Annotated in this window: 11 protein-coding genes; 5 read left to right on the top strand and 6 right to left on the bottom strand. The window is 71.0% G+C overall.

The features are described from left to right. The first annotated feature begins 16 nt into the window (after positions 1-16). Entirely contained in the window at positions 17-1,528 is a 1,512-nt protein-coding gene (locus OU416_RS07635) for an ABC transporter substrate-binding protein (RefSeq protein ID WP_270926135.1), read from the top strand. 89 nt (positions 1,529-1,617) lie between these two features. Here OU416_RS07635 and OU416_RS07640 read toward each other — a convergent pair whose 3' ends face one another. The 5 genes from OU416_RS07640 to OU416_RS07660 all read right to left on the bottom strand — a co-directional run bounded on the left by OU416_RS07640 (position 1,618) and on the right by OU416_RS07660 (position 10,337). Next, positions 1,618-2,883 carry an MFS transporter gene (locus OU416_RS07640; protein ID WP_270926136.1) on the bottom strand — a complete coding sequence of 422 codons (1,266 nt, stop codon included), beginning with the start codon at positions 2,881-2,883 and terminating at the stop codon, positions 1,618-1,620. 103 nt (positions 2,884-2,986) lie between these two features. Further along, entirely contained in the window at positions 2,987-4,252 is a 1,266-nt protein-coding gene (locus OU416_RS07645) for an acyltransferase family protein (RefSeq protein WP_270926137.1), read from the bottom strand. A gap of 217 nt (positions 4,253-4,469) precedes the next feature. Then, positions 4,470-5,144, bottom strand: coding sequence for a response regulator (locus tag OU416_RS07650; RefSeq protein WP_270926138.1), 675 nt, complete (start codon positions 5,142-5,144; stop codon positions 4,470-4,472). Then, a complete protein-coding gene (locus OU416_RS07655) occupies positions 5,141-6,376 on the bottom strand; it encodes a sensor histidine kinase (RefSeq protein ID WP_270926139.1) in 1,236 nt (411 codons plus the stop codon). Before OU416_RS07655 ends, OU416_RS07650 begins: the two co-directional genes overlap by 4 nt. Positions 6,377-6,494: 118 nt before the next feature. Then, positions 6,495-10,337, bottom strand: coding sequence for an amino acid adenylation domain-containing protein (locus OU416_RS07660; RefSeq protein WP_270926140.1), 3,843 nt, complete (start codon positions 10,335-10,337; stop codon positions 6,495-6,497). 828 nt (positions 10,338-11,165) lie between these two features. Between OU416_RS07660 and OU416_RS07665 the strand changes: the two genes are divergently transcribed. From OU416_RS07665 to OU416_RS07680, 4 genes are all read left to right on the top strand, one after another. After that, on the top strand, positions 11,166-11,453 hold the full coding sequence (locus OU416_RS07665; RefSeq protein WP_270926141.1) for a hypothetical protein: 288 nt from the start codon (positions 11,166-11,168) through the stop codon (positions 11,451-11,453). A gap of 139 nt (positions 11,454-11,592) precedes the next feature. Then, positions 11,593-12,456: an alpha/beta fold hydrolase gene (locus tag OU416_RS07670; protein ID WP_270926142.1), complete on the top strand. Its 864-nt coding sequence runs from the start codon at positions 11,593-11,595 to the stop codon at positions 12,454-12,456. A 27-nt stretch (positions 12,457-12,483) separates the two neighbouring features. Then, entirely contained in the window at positions 12,484-13,221 is a 738-nt protein-coding gene (locus tag OU416_RS07675) for a MerR family transcriptional regulator (RefSeq protein WP_270926143.1), read from the top strand. Between the two features lie 695 nt (positions 13,222-13,916). Continuing rightward, positions 13,917-15,533: a helix-turn-helix domain-containing protein gene (locus OU416_RS07680; protein ID WP_270926144.1), complete on the top strand. Its 1,617-nt coding sequence runs from the start codon at positions 13,917-13,919 to the stop codon at positions 15,531-15,533. Between the two features lie 137 nt (positions 15,534-15,670). Here the strand turns inward: OU416_RS07680 and OU416_RS07685 are convergent, their stop codons facing one another. Beyond that, on the bottom strand, positions 15,671-16,870 hold the full coding sequence (locus OU416_RS07685; RefSeq protein WP_270926145.1) for an NAD(P)/FAD-dependent oxidoreductase: 1,200 nt from the start codon (positions 16,868-16,870) through the stop codon (positions 15,671-15,673).

Here is a 16,870-nt window from a genome sequence, read left to right on the forward strand (position 1 = left end):
GTCGACACGCGGCCCGATGCGACCCTGGCCGTGGTGGCGGCGGCACAAGACGATCTCGGCGCTGCTGGTGCTGGCGGTGGTGGCAGGCGGGCTGACGTGGTGGCGGCCGTGGGAGCGCTGCGGCGCGGGCATGGTGGAGGCCGACGGCCAGTGCGTCGGGCTGAGCCTGGACATGACGCCGTTCTCCGCCGACGAGACCATGAACGACCTGCAGCAGCGGATCGCCGACCAGAACGCCCGGATCACCGAGCCCGACTTCATCACCGTCGTGGTGCTCAACAGCATGGCCCCGGACTCCACATCGGACAGCGTCGCGCTGCTCAACGTGCACCACGGCATCATGGGCGCGATCACCGCCCAGCAGCGGGTGAACGACACCGCGGTCGTGGGTTCGCAGCGGCCGCGGGTCAAGCTGCTGCTGGCCAACTACGGCGGCGAAGCCCGCCAGCAGGCCGAAGCCGTGCGGCAGATCATCGATCATCGCGACGAGCAGCGCATCGTGGCGGTCATCGGCATCGGGCAGAGCCTGGCCGCGACCCGCGAGGCCGCCAGCACGCTGTCGGACCACAAGATCGCCGTGGTCACCACGGTGGCCAGCGGGGACGAGATGAACCGGGTCCCGGGCACCGGGCAGTTCATCGAGCGGTTCTACCGCATCACGCCGACCAACACCGATGCCGCGAACGCGGCGGTGTCCTACCTGCGCGGCCGCGACTACCGGAAGGTGATGCTGGTCCGCGACGACAACAGCGACGACATCTACGCGAACTCCCTCGGCGATGCGTTCCGGACGGCCTACCAGAACGGTTTCGCCGACAGCCCCGGTCTCAGCGAGGCGATCTTCACCTCGCCGTCGGAACAGCTGGAGGGCCAGGGCACCAACCGCGACATCTACCTCCAGCCGCAGTTCCACCGGATCCACACGCGGATGTGCCAGGAGAGCCCGGACCTGGTCTTCTTCGCCGGCCGCGGCGCGGATCTCAGGGCCTTCCTGCGCGCGGTGGGGCAAGGCGGCGCCTGCGACGGCCTTTCCGAGTTCGATGTCCTGACCAGCGACGACGCGCCCAGCCTGCTGGGCGGGCCGTTGCCGGAGATGCAGGGCGTCAAGGCCAACGTCTACTACACGAGCGTGGCGACGGCCGACATGTGGAAGCACACCGGTGACACCACGAACCAGGACAACTACGAGGCCTTCGCCAAGGCCTTCCGGGCGACGGGTCTCAACGACGACCTGCGGGACGGCTACGCGATGTCGCACCACGACGCACTGCTGCTCTCGGTGGGCGCCGCGCGCCAGGTCGCCGACGTCGGAAGGAACACCGAACTGGTGGCCGACTGGATCGACCTGTCCTACACCTGCGACAGCCCGCTGCACGGCGCCACCGGCAAGCTCATCTACACCCCGGAGAGCCACGGCAACCCGATCGGCAAGGCCCTGCCGATCATGCTGCTGAAACCGGACGGCCAAGTCGAGCAGAAGGCCATCGCCTGGAGCACCGGCACCCCCTTCGAAACCTCCTGCCGCTGAACAGTTCCCGAGCGGGAAGCTTCGATGGGTTCTGCCGGGGCCGCACAAGCGCCAGCCGCGTCTGATGGGATCTCCCCGCACCTCGCGAGCTACGCCGCGACCTCCTGCCGCGGGCACGCCCAGAGCAGGACCCCGGCGAACGCCGCGGCCACCGCGAACGCCAGGAAGTTCGCGCCGACTCCGAGACCGGCGGCCAGCAGCAGCCCGCCGACCTGCGGCGCGGCCACGGCTCCGATGCGGCCCACTCCCAGCGCCGAGCCCAGCGCGGTGCCCCGCAGCCGCGCCGGGTAGTGGTTCGCGACTCCGGCGATGATCAGGCACTGCGTGCCGTGCGTGCCGACACCGGCCAGCACCAGCAACCCGTAGGTGATCGCGTTCGGCGGGTGCGCGATGAGCCCGGCCAGGGCGAGCGCGGCGATCACGGCCGCCACCGCGCCTACGCGCACCGGGCCGAACCGGTCGCCCGCCCACGCGGTCAGCAGCGATCCGGCCACCGCACCCAGGTTCAGCGCCAGCAGGAAGGTCAGCGCGGAGCCGAGGTCGAAGCCGGACTGCCGCATCAGCTGCGGCAACCAGGTGCCCAGGCCGAACCAGGCGAACAGGACCATCAACGTCGACAGCGCGAACAGCGCGGTCGCCGCGAGGTGCGCCCGGGCGAACAATCCGCTGGCGGGCTGGTGCTCGGTGGAATTCTCCGCAACGGCACCGAACTCGCGCTCGACCGCCGCAGCGCGCTCGTGCTCTCCGCGGGACCGGTGGTAAGCGGCCGTTTCCGGGACCAGCCGCCAGCACAGCACCGCCACGAGCACACCGGCCGCCCCCACGCCGAACATGCTGCGCCAACCCCAGTTCGGGATCAGCCAGATGCCCAGCACCGATGCGGCGCTGCCCCCGATCGGCACGCCGGACATCATCAGCGTGGAGACCAGCGACCGGCGGTGCGGGGCGACGAACTCGGCGGCGAGCGCGTTCACCGAAGGCACCAGCCCGCCGAGCCCGAGCCCGGCGAGGAAGCGCAGCGCGCCGAAAGATTCCGGATCCCAGGCGAAGCCGCAGAGCACCGTGCAGACCGAGAACCAGACCGTGCACAGCAGCATCGCGCGTCGACGGCCGATGCGGTCCGAGAGCACTCCCGCGACCAGCGCGCCGACCAGCATGCCCGCGAAGGCCAGGCTGCCCAGCAGGCCGGCGGTCCCGGCGGTGAGCGCCCAGCCGGGTTCGCGCAGCAGCTCCGGCAGCACCGCGCCGTAGACGATCAGGTCGTACCCGTCGAACACCACGGTGAGCCAGCACAGACCGACCACGAGGGCGGCCTTCCGGCTCGGCTCGGTGACCTGTTCCCGGGTCTGCGACATGCGGCGAATGCTACTGCCCGTCGGCCGCCGCAGCGGTGGCGCGTGACCGGCGAGTGCGGCGGGGAGCCGCGCGATTCGCACGGCTCCCCCATGTCCACTGTGGTCACATCCGGCTCGGGCCGTGCTGCATGCGCAGGGCGATCAGGAGCAGGACCGCGGCGATCGCGGTCGAGATGACGGTGAACCCGGACACCAGCACCGCGACGACGGCCGCGATGGCGACCAGCACACCGGCGGGAGCCAGTCCTCGTGCGCGGCGCGGAGTTCCGGTGGATCCGCGCTCGAACCGGCCGAGCCGCGCGGTGAGCGGGATGAGGACCAGGGCGACGCCAGCCAGCCACGAACCGCGGGTCATCCACCACTCGACGCCGAGCGGTTCGGGCCAGGGCAGCCCCAGCACCAGCAGAACCGCGGCGAACAGGACCAGGGCGGGCATGTGCCAGAGGTAGACGGTCAGCGAGTGCTTGCCGACCGCGTCGACCGCGGAGCGCACTCCCGGCCGTTCCACGAAGACCGCCAGTCGTTCGGTGAACCGCGCCAGCAGGCACACCTGGACGACGCCGAGCAGCACCAGGTTCGCGGTCGGCGGGTTGAGGTTGGCCAGCATGTCCGCCGGGTAGAGGCCGCTGGTCGTACCGGCCAGCAGCAGCGCGAACGCGCCGAGCGCGCCGGTCAGCAGCTGGCCGTCCGTGCGGAACCGGAACCAGCCGTCGGCGTACCAGAAGCCGATCTGCTGGACGGCCAGCCAGACGAACGCCAGGTTGGCGAACCCGATCGCCGGGACTCCGGTGGCGATCGCCAGCTGATCGACGCCGAGGGCGCACGCGACGAGCACCGCCAGCGTCACCCGCGGCGCGCGCTCGTGCAGTCGGCCCAGAAGCGGGACCAGCGCGGAGATTCCCAGGTAGACCCCGATGAACCACATCGGCTGCCCCATCCGGAAGCCGACCTGCGCGAGCAGGTCCGCAGGTGCTCCGGCCGCGGTCGCCACCGCCAGCGCGGCTGCGATCGCGGCGAAGGCGACGAGTGCGGGCCGGGAGAGCCGGACCAGCCGGGCCCGGACGAAATCAGCGGGCGCCGCCCCGTTGTCGCGCATTCGGCGCCATTGCGTGATGCCGGCGAATCCGCCGACGATGAAGAACAGCGGCATCACCTGGATGACCCAGGAAACCGGGGTGAACCACTGCTGGTTCTCCAGCGCGTTGCGGATCTGGATTCCCGATTCGCCGACCTCGATGCCCGCCATCATGGCGTGCAGGACGACCACCACGACCAGGCATCCGGCGCGGACCAGGTCGAGCACCCGGTCGCGGCACGGTGCTGGAGCGGCTTTCGCCGCCGGTGCGATAGGTGCGCGCAAAATGGTCACTGCCGCTTCTCCCCGTGAACGGGTCCGGACGAATTCCGGACCGGGAAGAGCGTATGAATTCAGCACCGGAATTCGCGTCGGTCCGGAGAGCGCATTCGCACCCCGTACCGCGGTAGGGGGTGCGGCGAATTCGTCCCCCACCGGTACTGCCGATCCAGGGCTGCACGGCCGTGCGCGCGGACGTCCTGAGGCTGCGAGTTGAACGCGTTCCGATGCCTCAGGTGCCGTTGGCGGAGACCAGCCCGCACTCGTAAGCGACGATGACGGCCTGCACCCGGTCGCGAATCCCGAGCTTGCCGATGATGCGGCTGACGTGGCTCTTCACCGTCTGCTCGGCGATGAACAGCGCAACGGCGATCTCGCTGTTCGAAAACCCCTGCGCGACGAGGGTGAGCACCTCGCGCTCCCGCTCGGTGAGCGCCTCCAGCCGCGGCGCGGTGCTCTGGCGCGGCGGGGCCGAGCGGGCGAAGTGCTCGATCATCCGCCGCGTCACCGTCGGCGCCAGCAGCGCCTCACCGGCGGCGACCACGCGCACCGCCGACACGAGATCGGCGGGCAGCGCGTCCTTGAGCAGGAACCCGCTGGCACCGGCCCGGATCGCCTCGTACACGTAGTCGTCGATGTCGAAGGTCGTGAGCATCAGCACGCGCGGCACGTGCTCCACCGATTCCGGCGGGTTCATCAGCTGCCGCGTGGTGTCGATCCCGTTGAGCACCGGCATCCGCACGTCCATCACCACGACGTCGGGCTGGTGGGCGTGGGAGAGCTCGATCGCGCGAGCGCCGTTGTCGGCTTCCCCGACCACTTCCATGTCGGGCTGCGCGCCGAGCAGCGCGGCGAACCCGGCCCGCACCATCGCCTGGTCGTCGACGACGAGCACCTTGATGGTCATGAACTGTCCTGCTCCTGCGAATCGTTGCTGTGCAGCGGGAGAACCGCTCGTACTTCGTAACCGCCGTCGTCGAGGTGGCCGAACCGGAGCTCGCCGCGCACGATCGCGGCCCGCTCCTGCATGCCGACCAGCCCGTGCCCGCCGCCCTGCACCGGGTTCGCAGTTCGCTCCGGCGCCCCGTTGCGCACGGTGATCGTCAGCTCGTCACCGGACCGCTCGAAGCGGACTTCCGTGCGCGCACCAGGGGCGTGCCTGGTCACGTTGCTCAAGGCCTCCTGCACGATCCGGAACGCCGCGATACCGGCGATCTCGCTTCCCGCGCGCTCGTCCAGCAGTTCAGCGCCGTGCGCGGTGATGTCCACGCCCGCCCGGCGGGCGCTGTCGATCAGCTCCGGGATGCGGTCCAGGCCCGGCTGCGGAACCAGTTCGCCGTCGGTCTGGGTGCTGCGCAGAACTCCCAGCACGCTGCGCATCTCGCCCAGCGCCTGCCGCGAAGCCGCCGCCATCTCGTCGAACTCCGCGCCGATCGCCGGGTCGAGCCCCGGATGCCGGTACTGCGCGGTGGTCGCCTGCACGTTGATCAGCGACATGCTGTGCGCGATCACGTCGTGCAGCTCGCGCGCGACCCGCGTCTTCTCCTCGGCGATCACCCGCTTGGCGTGCTCGTCGGCGCTGAGCCTGCGCTCCTGCACCAGTTGCGAGGAGATCCGCCGCCACTGCCGGACGAACATCGCGAGGGCGAAGGTGCCTGCGGTGACGGAGCCGAACAGGAAGAGGTTGCCGATCACCGCACCCGTCGACGTGGTGTGCGGCACGAGAGCGGCGGCGCCGAAAGCGGCCACCACACCGCCGCCCCAGCACCACAGCCCGACCGGCCAGGAAGGTTGCGCGCCGAGCACCCCGACCAGCAGCGCGTGCCCGATCAGCGTCGTGACCGAAACCGGCCACACGCCCACATCGCCCACCGCGGCCGCCAGCACGAACACGGCGGCGCAGGAGATCCCGGCAGCCGACCGCGGGTGGAAGAGCGCGAGAACGATCGCCGCGGGCTGCGCGGCACCGAGCACGAAGGCCAGCGGAACCGGCATCCCGAAGACCACGGCGTCGAGCGGAATGGCCACCGCGGCCAACGCCAGCGCGCAAACGCCGAGCGCCCCGGCAGCCCAGACGACGGGCTTGATCTGGGTGCCCGGCTGCGCGTCCGGATCACGTCGAAGCTCGGACCCCACCATCGAACAGGCTCAACTCCACAGCTCGCACAAGTCCCGCCCGAGCCTACCCGCACCGGAACCCGTGCTGTCCGATGTCCGGAAACGGCGGGGCTCGGGGTTGCCCGGGCCCCGCCGCAGGTCAACGGACCGCTGCCGGTTGTCGCTGGAGGTGGTGGGTGAGCAGGCTTCCGATGACCGCCAGCTGTTCGGCCTGGGTGATCGCGTTGTGGGTGCACTCGATGTCGTGGGAGATCACCGAGCCCGTGATCCGCGAGCTCCACTCCTCGCCGTCGGACACGTGGTCGGCCCTCGTCGCCCGGAAGTACAGCAGGTCGCCGTCGAAGCTGGATTCCGTGTAGGTCGGGACCAGTTCGGCCGCGTTGAGCAGGACGGTGGTGAGCGCGGCGAGCTGCTCCTCCCCCAGCGCCGGGTGGTGGTCGGCGTCCGGCGGCAGGCCCGCCGCCTCGAACAGCAGCGTCCGGACGTCCTCGCGGGCGGGTTCGACCTGGTGGGCCTGCGGATCCACCGGCCGCGCGTCCAGCAGGGCGAGCAGTGAGACCTGCTCGCCGTCGGCCTGCAAGCGGGCGGCGATGGCGTGCGCCAGCGCACCGCCGAGCGACCAGCCCAGCAGGTGGTACGGCCCGGTCGGCTGCACCGAGCGGATCTGCCGCGCGTAGCCCTCGACCATCTCGCGGAACGTCGAGGGCAGGGCCTCGGCCCTGGTCAGCCCGATCGACTGCAGGCCGTACACCGGCACGTCCTCCGGCAGGTGGCGCGGCAGACCGGCGTAGCACCAGCTCAAGCCGCCCACCGGGTGCACGCAGAACAGCGGCGGCCTGCTGCCGTTCGCCCGCAGCGGCAGGACCGCTTCGAAGGCGTTCGACGAGGTCTCCTGCTCCAGCAGACCGGCCAGTTCGGCCACCGTCGGGGCTTCGTAGACCGCGCCGAGAGGCACCTCGGTGCGCAGCTCGGCGCGGAGCCGGGTGACGAGTTCGGCCACCTTCAGCGATTGCCCGCCCAGTTCGAAGAAGTCGTCGTCGATGGTGATCTCGGCGACGCCCAGCACTTCGGCGAACAGCGCGCACAGCTGCTCCTCGCGGGGCGTGCGGGGGCGACGGCCGGCGCGGGCTTCGGGGGCGGGCAGGGCGTTGTGGTCGAGCTTGCCGTGCACCGTCAGGGGAAGCTCGGCGAGCAGCACGAACGACGAGGGCACCATCGAGGTGGGCAGCCGCTTCGCCGTCCAGGCGCGGAGCTCGGCCGCGTCGACCGGCTCCGGTCCCGGCACCACGTGGGCGACCAGCTCGGGTTCGGCGGCCGCGGTCGCGGTCACCACCACCTCGGCCACTCCCGGGTGCTCGGCGAGCACCGCCTCGATCTCGCCCGGTTCGATGCGGACGCCCCGGATCTTGAGCTGGTCATCGGTGCGGCCGAGGTATTCGAGCGCGCCGTCCCGCGTCCAGCGGACCACGTCGCCGGTGCGGTACATGCGCGCCCCGGGCGGCCCGAACGGGTCGGGCAGGAAGCACTGCGCCGTCAGCTCCTCCCGGTTCAGGTAGCCGCGGGCGACCTGGGCACCGCCCAGGTACAGCTCGCCGGGGATCAGCGGCGGCTGGGGCTGCATCGCCCGGTCGAGCACGTAGGCCCGGACGTTGTGGCCCGGGCGGCCGATGCGCGGCCGGTCGCCCTCGATCCGGCAGTACACGGCGTCCACAGTGGATTCCGTTGGTCCGTAGTAGTTCCAGGCCGTGATGCCGGGGCAGTCGCGCAGCTCCGCCCAGAGCGCGGCGTCGATCGGCTCCCCGCCGACCATGAGCAGCCAGGGGAACTTCTCCGGGCCGGACAGCAGGCCCGCGGACAGCAAGCGGCGCAGGAAGGACGGGGTGAGGTCGGCGAAGTCGATCCGGTGGCGGGCGAAGTGGTGCACGAGCTCGGCCGGGTCCAGGCGCACCGCGTCGTCGACGAGGTGCACCTCTTGCCCCGCGGCCAGGAACAGCAGGCTCTCCCAGGCCGTGTCGAAGGAGAACGACGCGGTCAGCGCGGCGCGCAACCGCCGGCCCGCCGGTTCGATCAGCTCGCGCCGGTGGTCGTGGAAGAGGTTGGTCAGCTGGCGGTGCTCGACGACCACGCCCTTCGGACCGCCGGTGGAACCCGAGGTGAAGTTGATGTACGCCGCGTGGTCCGGCCGGTGGGTGCCGTTCAGGTCGGTGTCCGGCTGCTGACCGGTGGCGAGCTCGTCGAGCACCAGCAGCGGGTGCCCGGACGGCAGCGCTGCGCCGATCTCCGCGGTGGTGAGCACGTGTCGCGGCTGGACATCGGCGAGCATGGCCTGCACGCGCGCGGCCGGGTGGCCCGGGTCGAGCGGCACGCAGGTCGCGCCGGACTTGAGCACGGCCAGCACCGCGACCAGGTAGTCGGCGCTGCGCGGCAGGGCCACCGCGATGCGCGCTTCCGGTTCGGCACCGCGCTCGACCAGCAGGTGCGCCAGGCGGTTGGCGCGGGCGTTGAGCTCGGCGGCGGAGAGCCGCTCCTGGCCGCAGACCAGCGCCGTGGCGTCGGGATCCGCGCGGACCTGGGCCTCGAAGAGCTCCGGCACGGTGGCCGGCGGGGTGTCCTGCCGGGTGTCGTTCCAGGTGCCGAGCACCAGCCGGCGCTCGTCGGCCGACAGCAGGTCGATCGCACCCACCTGCTGCTCGGGATCGATGCCGGCCAGCTCGTGCAGCAGCTCCAGGAAGCGGCGGTGGTGCGCGGCCGTGGTCGCGCGGTCGTACTTCGCCGGGTCCGCGTTGAAGTCGATCCGCAGCGATCCGTCGGCGGGCCGGTCGTAGACGTTGACGCCGAGCCCGGTCACCGGGCCGTTCGAGAGGTTGCGCAGCACCGCGGGGAGACTGCCGAACCGGAGCTGGGAGTCGTGGGTCATGACGTTCATGCCCCAGTCGCCGAGGTAGCCGCCGCGGTGGTGCGCGATCCCCAGGTCCCGCACCAGGTGCGCCGAGGAGTAGCGCTGGTGGCGCAGCAGCTCCTTCGCGCTGTTGGCGGTGGTGCGGATCAGCTCGGCCACGGAGCTCGACGGGGTCGTCGTGGTCCGCAGCGGCAGCACGTTGGCCACCATCGACGGCACCCGGCGCGCGACGCTCCCCGCCCGGCCGTTGACGGTCAGGTCGAGCGTGACCTGGTCGGCGCCTGCCAGGCGGTGCACGTACAGCGCGAGAGCGGACATCGCGACCGGCGGCAGGCTGGTGCGCGCCGCACGGGCCAGCGCCCGCAGTCCCGCCACGTCCTCCGGGCTGACGTAGCCGGTCTCCCGGATGAAGGTGCGCGGCACGATGGACGCCAGCCGGCGCGTGCGGTCCGCCTTGGGCCAGTCGGCCAGGTGCTCCGCCCAGTACTGCCGGTCCTGGGCGAACCGGTCCGATTCCTCGTAGGCCGCTTCGTCGGCCAGCAGCTCCGCCAGCGAGCCGAACTGGCACGGTGGAAAGGGCTCTCCCGCCTCGGCCGCCGTGTAGATCTCGGTGACGCGCCGGATGAACATCGCGAGGCCGAACCCGTCCATGACGATGTGGTGCAGCCCCAGGTAGACGGTGTAGCGCTCCTGCCCGGTGCGCAGCACGGCGAAGGAGAACAGCGGCGAGCTGCGGAGGCTGACCGGCGAGCCGAGCTCGGCCCACATCCACTCCTCGGCCGCCGCCTGCGGGTCGACGGCGCCGCGCAGGTCCACCTGCGGCAGCACCCAGTCCAGCAGCGGTTCCACCGTCTGCCAGACCCGGCCGCGACCGTCGCTGTCGAACCGGGCGCGGAAGGCCTCGGTCTCGCCGATGGCCTGCCGCAACGCGACCTCGAGCAGCGCTACGTCCAGCGGACCGGCGATCTCCACCGCTTCCGCGGCTCGGTACATGGGATTGGCCGGATCGAACTCCTGGGCGAACCACACACCCGTCTGGGCAGCCGTAAGCGGGAGCGTTCCATGGTCGATCTCCTTGGGCATGGCACGCTGGGTACCACGAGCGCGGGGAAACGACACAGCGCCACGTCCGGCGCGTCGGGGTGATGGCTCCATCGACACTCCTGATCTCCGGTGATCACATCAAAAACGTCCTATTTGCACGGACTTCGCGGGGACTCGGAAGCCCGTCGGCGCGGACAGCTCACCTCACTCGGCGGCGAACTGCCAGTCCATCAGAAAACGTTGCGGCGTACCGGTTTTCATCACCACAACGAGTTCCGAACAGCTACCCGCCGATGACCTCCGGAAGCAAGTACACGTTCGGGTGAGATCAGGAAATCCACTTCGGAACCGCTCCGCCGCGACGTCCGGCCGAACGACCACCCACCACCCACATCGACCGCGGCCGCGCAGTCCGGAACGAGGCTCCAGCACCCGAAGGGCCCACCACAGTGATTCAGACATTGCGGACAGGCGTCGGTGTCCTTCCGAAACCCCTTGGACGACACTGCGATTGAGCGGAGGCGATCCGAGTCACCCCTTCGGACCGCGAACCCGAGAACACGCCCACTCGAGTCGCACCATCCGAAATCTCCTTCAAATCAGCACTTCACCGAATCAACGGAAAGAATCTTTCGGATTCCTGGCCACTGATAGGAACTTTCATCTTCGGCGGATCACGGCCATCCGGTCGGCGGAGCCCGATCGTCCGCACGGGTGGCTGAGATTCTCTTTGGTGTGGCAGCCGAAGCGCGAGCTCCGAAGCGGTGCAAACGTAGCCACTGCCGGTCGGCGCACCCCCCAAGTTCCCGGACCCCCGGGACACCTGCCGACACGGTGACGATCAGAACATGGATGGGAGTTCAAGCAATGCGCACTACGCTTCGTCTTATCGGTGTCACCGCTGCTTGCGCCGCCGCGCTGGCCATCGGCTCGCCCGCCTTCGCCAGCGGCCACGGACACGGCCACGGCCACGGCAGCGACCACGCCAACTCCAGCGCCGTGGGCGGCCACGGGCAGGGCGGCAACGGCGGCGTGGGCGTGAACGTCCTCAGCGGCATCAGCCTCCTGTCCAGCGGTGACGGCGGCAACGCCTCCGCGGGCAACGGCGGCGGCGGCTTCGGTGGCGACGCCTCGTCCTTCGCGGGCAACAGCTGACCTGACAGCTCGACAACCCCGACACAGCAACACCTGGGCGCCGACCGGCCGCACGCCGGTCGGCGCCCGCTTGCAACGGCTGCGCACCTTCCGGAGTGGGTTGACCTTGACCCTGCGTCAGGGTTGGAGGCTCTGGTGCGTGACGAACCACAGCAGCCCCGCCCCACCGATCGGGGGCTTCCAGGAGATCGACGGTCGACGGCTCTTCGTGCACCGGTCCGGCAGCGGCGGTCCGGCCGTCGTGTTCCTCCCCGGCGCCAGCGCCGTCGGCCTGGACTACTTCGGCGTCCAGCAACGGGTTTCGGAGTTCACCACCGCTGTCGCGTACGACCGGGGCGGCACCGGGTACAGCGATCCCCTCCCGCTGCCGCGCACCGCCGCCGCGGTCGCCGCCGAACTGCACGAGCTGCTGCGCGCTCAGAGCATCCCAGGCCCGTACGTCCTCGTCGCGCACTCCCTCGGCGGCTTCTACGCGCACCGGTTCGCGCAGCTGCACCCGCGGGACGTGGCCGGCCTGGTCTGGCTGGACGCCATCCACCGCGACTGGGACGACTTCATGCCGCCCGCCGCGAGCCTCGCGGCGGCCGAGCGGACGGCCGACCTGGAGCAGGTGAAGCAGCAGCGCCCGGCCCTGCGCGACGTGTTGGCGGACATGTACGCGGCCTACCCAGAGCACCTGCGGCAGCCGCTGATCGATGCCCGCACCAGCGACGAGTGGCTCCGCACCGGCGTCGCCGAGCGCACCGGGCTGGGCGAGATCGCCGACGAGCTGCGGGCCGGACCGGGTCTGCCCGACGTTCCGCTGATCGCGCTCACCGTGCTGGGCTCCGATCCGGCCGAGCAGGAGATGCACGACGGCCGGAGGAGGATGGACGCGGCGCTGGTCGGTTCGGTCCCGCGCGGGGAGCAGCGCTTGCTCGCCGGCACCAGCCACCACCGGCTCTGCTTCGACCGCCCCGACGCCGTGGTCCAGGCGATCCGCGACGTCATCGACCGGCTCTAGACTCGGCACGAGACGCGAAGGAGAACGGTGCTCACGATCAGCCAGCTCGCGGCGACCGCCGGCGTGACCGTGCGCACCGTCCGCCACTACCACCACGTGGGCCTGCTCGCCGAACCCGAGCGCGACGCCTCCGGCTACCGCCGCTACAGCGCGCAGGCGGCGGTGGACCTCATCCGGATCAGGACCCTCGCCGACGCCGGGGTACCGCTGGCCCGCATCGACGCGATGCTGCACGCGCAGCCGACCGAGTTCGCCGCCGCCATCACCGACATCGACGCCGAACTGCAGCGCAAGATCGACCAGCTGGCCGAGTACCGCCGCCGGATCGGCCGGCTGGACAGCGGCGAACGGCTCGTCCTGCCCGCGGAGGTGGTCGCCGTCCTGGACCGGATGCGCGCGCTCGGGATCGGCGAGGAGAGGATCCGGCTCGAACGCGACTCGTGGATCCTGATGCGGGCGCTGGACCCGCAGGTCGTGCCGCGGCGGATCCGGGAGAAGAACGCCGAGCTCGACGATCCCGAGGTGGTGCGCCTGTACCTCGCCTGCGACCGGTCGGCCGACTGGGAGCCGCACGACCCGCGGGTGGACCGGCTCATCGACGACCTCGACGCGCGAGCGGCCGAGCACGAGGACGACGGCGAGCAGCCGAGCTACCTGCGGCTGGTCGTCTCCCGGATCTCCGAAGCGGCGCCAGCCTGGCGGCGCATCGTCAGCACCCTCGCCCACCGCGCCGAACAGCGCCGGAGCTCCCGGGACGGCGGCTAGCCGCTCCTCCGGGCAGCGCACCCGCCCGGACTCGCGACGCCGCAGGTCAGCACGTGCCCGACCGAACCGGGCGGGTCACCCGGCGCGGCTGGCCGGGCTCGGTGAACCGGTGTGGCCAGTCGCTCAAAGGGGTGGCATATTCCGAAATCGATTGGTATATGCCAGACCGCCGCCTACCGTAGGGACACGCGAGTGACGTTCGCGACCGAATATGCCGGCCGCCGAGTTCGCCGCTTCTGCGGCCGGTTCCCGAGCTGCGGCGCTTGACCGACGTTCCCCCAGATGGTCAAGCGCCGCAGCCACGGACACCGATCAGCCGCAACGGGGCCACACCTCCCGGACTCCCACCCCAACCGCCGCGTAGTCCACTGTGGATACCCACACCGAGGCCACTCACCGACCGGGCGAACCGACTTGCACATTCGGCGCAATATCCGGCACTTTCGGCTACGAAATGCACACATCGAAGCTCCTCTGGCGAGTTCCGGGCACCTCATCGAGACCCCGAAGCCGAACCAGAGCCCTGCGCCCGGCTCAACCGCACCTCAGGGGACCGTGACGCGACCCAGCCACAAGAAACCCCGAAACGCAAGATCACTCCCCAACGCGACACCACTGCGAATCGCGGAGAGGCGGTACAGCCGGGGTGATCGCGTGCGACACTCCTGTCCGGTGATGTCGGACCGGGGGGTTGCATGAGTCGACCAGCGGGGACCGGAACACTGGCGGACGCGCTCAACGAGCTGAAGCGTTCCAGCGGCTACAGCTACCAGCAGATCGGGGACCGGGCCCACCTCGGCCGATCCACCGTGCACCGGTACTGCAGCGGGCAGAGCGTGCCCGCCAGCTTCGGCACCGTGGAGCTGATCGCGAAGGTGTGCGGCGCCGATCGCGACGCGCTCTCCGAGCTCTACCGCCTGTGGGAGCGGGCGAACGGCCTGGTGGAGGCCGAGCCCGCGGACGAGCCGGAAGCGGCGACCGAGCCCGAGCCGGGAGCCGAAGCGGTGCCCGGTCCGGTTCCGTATCAGGCACCGAAGCGGCGCCGCTGGTGGCTGGTCGTCGCCGCGGTGGCGGTCATCGCGATCGCCGGGGCCTACGCGTACCTGCCGGAGAACCTCAACCGCACCGAGATCCCCGCGCGGCGCGACATCGCTGCACCCAACTGGACCTTCAACCCCGGTCTCGTCTCCCCCGGATTCGTCGGGGTCACCATCAACAGCGCCACCGGTGCCATGCCCACCTTCCCGGTCGGTTCGGTGCGGTTGTGGGACTCCAAGACCCGGTGGCAGGTGCTCGAACCGGAGCGCGGCCGATTCGACTGGACGGTCCTGGACAAGCACCTGAACGGAGCTGGGACCGCCGGGTTGCCGGTGGTGTACGTCTTCGGCGGCACACCGGCGTGGGCGGCCCCGAACGGCGGACGCACGCCCTACACCGACGGTTCCCGGACCACCCCGCCCGACGACCTGGCCGACTGGGAGCGGTTCGTGCGCGCCCTGGTGACCCACGCCGACGGGCGCATCGAGTCCTACGAGCTGTGGGACATCGGCACCCCGCCGTTCTTCGACGGTTCGGTCGAGTCGCTGGTGGCCATGACCCGGACGGCCAGTGCGGTGATCCGCGAGCTGGACCCGGACGCCAACGTCGTCTGCCCCGGCTTCACCGGCCTCTGGGAACCGGAGAACCAGCTGGTGATGCAGCGCTTCGCCGAGCAGGGCGGGTACAGCCACTGCGACTACGCCGCGGTCAAGCTGTACCCGCGCAACGCTTCGGACCCGCCCGAGACGATGATGGAGCTCACCAGGGAGATCGACCAGACGCTGGCCCGCGCCCTGATCGGGCCGAAGCTGTGGGCCACCGGCTGGGGCACCGAGGTCACGCAGCAGCAGCGGGTGGAACCGGAGCTCGCCGCCGACTACGCGGTCCGCTCCTACCTGGTCTCGCTGTGGCGCTGGTACGACCGCTTCTACTTCTACAGCTGGGGCGGTGACCGGGTGCCCATCGTGCTGCAGACGAACGGGTTCCAGCCGACCAAGGCAGGCCGGTTCGTCGGCGAGCTGACCGGCTGGCTGGCGGACGCGAAGATCGACTCCTGCGGGCACGGACCGGAGGCCGGCCTGCCGGACAACGTGTGGCAGTGCCGGTTCACCCGGCAGGGCAAGCCGTTCGTCATCCGGTGGACGCACGAGGGCACCGCGCGGATGATGCCGGATCCGGGCACGACGCTGGTCCGGCGGCTGGACGGCACCAGCACCCCGGTCGTTCCGGGCGAACCGCTGGAGATCACCGGCAGGCCCGTGCTGCTGGGCTGAACCGCCTCTCCGCGATTCACAGTGGTGGTCGCGTTGGGGAGTGATCTTGCGTTTCGGGGTTTCTTGTGGCTGGGTTGCGTCACGGTCCCCTGAGGTGCCGTTGAGCAGAACTCGGCACGACGCAGGGCTGTGGTGGCTCATGCGGGCGCTCCTAGTAGTTCCAGGAGCCTTGGGGTTCGGAGGTCGGCCGCGGTTCCGATGCCTGCGAACAGGTCGAAGTAGATCGCGGTGAGTTCCGGGTCTGCTCGTACCGCTCGCAGCAGCGCGAGGCGGTGTTCGCTCGGCGGCACCAGTCTCGCCACTTCCAGCGTCGAGGCGTATCCCGATGCCAGTGCGGCGTCGCGATCAGCCGCGTACTGCTGGAGGGCAGCGTCGAGCAGGACGGGGTCGCCGGTGAGCAGGCCGTTCACCCGTTGCGCCAGCAGCTCCGCCTGCCGGAAGGCGTCGCTGATCCCGCGGGCGGTGATGGAGTCCTTGTGGTGCCCGGCGTCGCCGACCAGCGCCCAGCCGGGACCGGCCGCCTGCCGGAAGAAGTTCTGCTGGTCACCGGTGCCGCGGAGCCGTTCGACCCGCTCCTTGCCGCGCAACCGGTCGTGCAGCGCGGGCGCGGTGGTGCGCACCTGGTCCAGGTGCGCGCGGAGCGGATCGGCGCGGACCTCGTCGAAGCGGGACTGCGGGAAGTAGGTCAGCACCAGCGTCGCGTTGTCGTGCGTGGCCACCGCGGCCACCCAGCTCCCGGCCTTCTCGTGGAGTTCGAGATCGGTCGGCACGTCCGCCCAGTACGAGTAGTAGGCGCAGGTCAGCCGCGGATCCTGGACGGTGTGCCGGGCCTGGGCGAAGCGGGCGACGGCCGAGCGCATGCCGTCCGCGCCGATCACCAGGCGGGCCCGCTCCGCGAAGCGCTCGCCGCGGTGGCTGCCTTCGACGCCGACGACCCGCCCGGATCCGTCGTGCAGCAGCCCGGTGATCCGGCAGCCTTCGCGCAGCTCGGCCCCGGCCGAGACCGCCGCCTCGACCAGGATGGTGTCCAGGACGTGGCGGCGCGGGGCGTAGCCGGCCCGCTGCCCGGCCACCCCTCGCGCGCAGCCTTCGATGCGGACGTCGGCGACTTCGTAGCGCACCTGCTCCAGCGGCGGGCAGCCCGAGGCGCGCAAGGTGTCCAGCAGGCCCCACCTGGCCAGCGCCGCGACGCCCGGCTGGTGGATGACGTGCGTGGACAGGGTGTCGGACGGGAAGGACGCCCGGTCCAGCAGCAGGACCCGGTGCCCGGCGCGGGCGAGCAGCATGGCGGTCGGCGAGCCCGCGCAGCGGGCTCCGACGACGATCGCGTCGAACAT

Origin of the sequence: Saccharopolyspora indica (assembly GCF_027853965.1) — a bacterium.
Lineage (GTDB): Bacteria > Actinomycetota > Actinomycetes > Mycobacteriales > Pseudonocardiaceae > Saccharopolyspora > Saccharopolyspora indica.

Bases quoted from the DNA above. Each gene is read 5' to 3' on its own strand.
- OU416_RS07650 (WP_270926138.1), bottom strand. From the start codon at position 5,144: ATGACCATCAAGGTGCTCGTCGTCGACGACCAGGCGATGGTGCGGGCC.
- OU416_RS07660 (WP_270926140.1), bottom strand. From the start codon at position 10,337: ATGCCCAAGGAGATCGACCATGGAACGCTCCCGCTTACGGCTGCCCAG.
- OU416_RS07635 (WP_270926135.1), top strand. From the start codon at position 17: ATGCGACCCTGGCCGTGGTGGCGGCGGCACAAGACGATCTCGGCGCTG.
- OU416_RS07665 (WP_270926141.1), top strand. From the start codon at position 11,166: ATGCGCACTACGCTTCGTCTTATCGGTGTCACCGCTGCTTGCGCCGCC.
- OU416_RS07640 (WP_270926136.1), bottom strand. From the start codon at position 2,883: ATGTCGCAGACCCGGGAACAGGTCACCGAGCCGAGCCGGAAGGCCGCC.
- OU416_RS07685 (WP_270926145.1), bottom strand. From the start codon at position 16,870: ATGTTCGACGCGATCGTCGTCGGAGCCCGCTGCGCGGGCTCGCCGACC.
- OU416_RS07655 (WP_270926139.1), bottom strand. From the start codon at position 6,376: ATGGTGGGGTCCGAGCTTCGACGTGATCCGGACGCGCAGCCGGGCACC.
- OU416_RS07680 (WP_270926144.1), top strand. From the start codon at position 13,917: ATGAGTCGACCAGCGGGGACCGGAACACTGGCGGACGCGCTCAACGAG.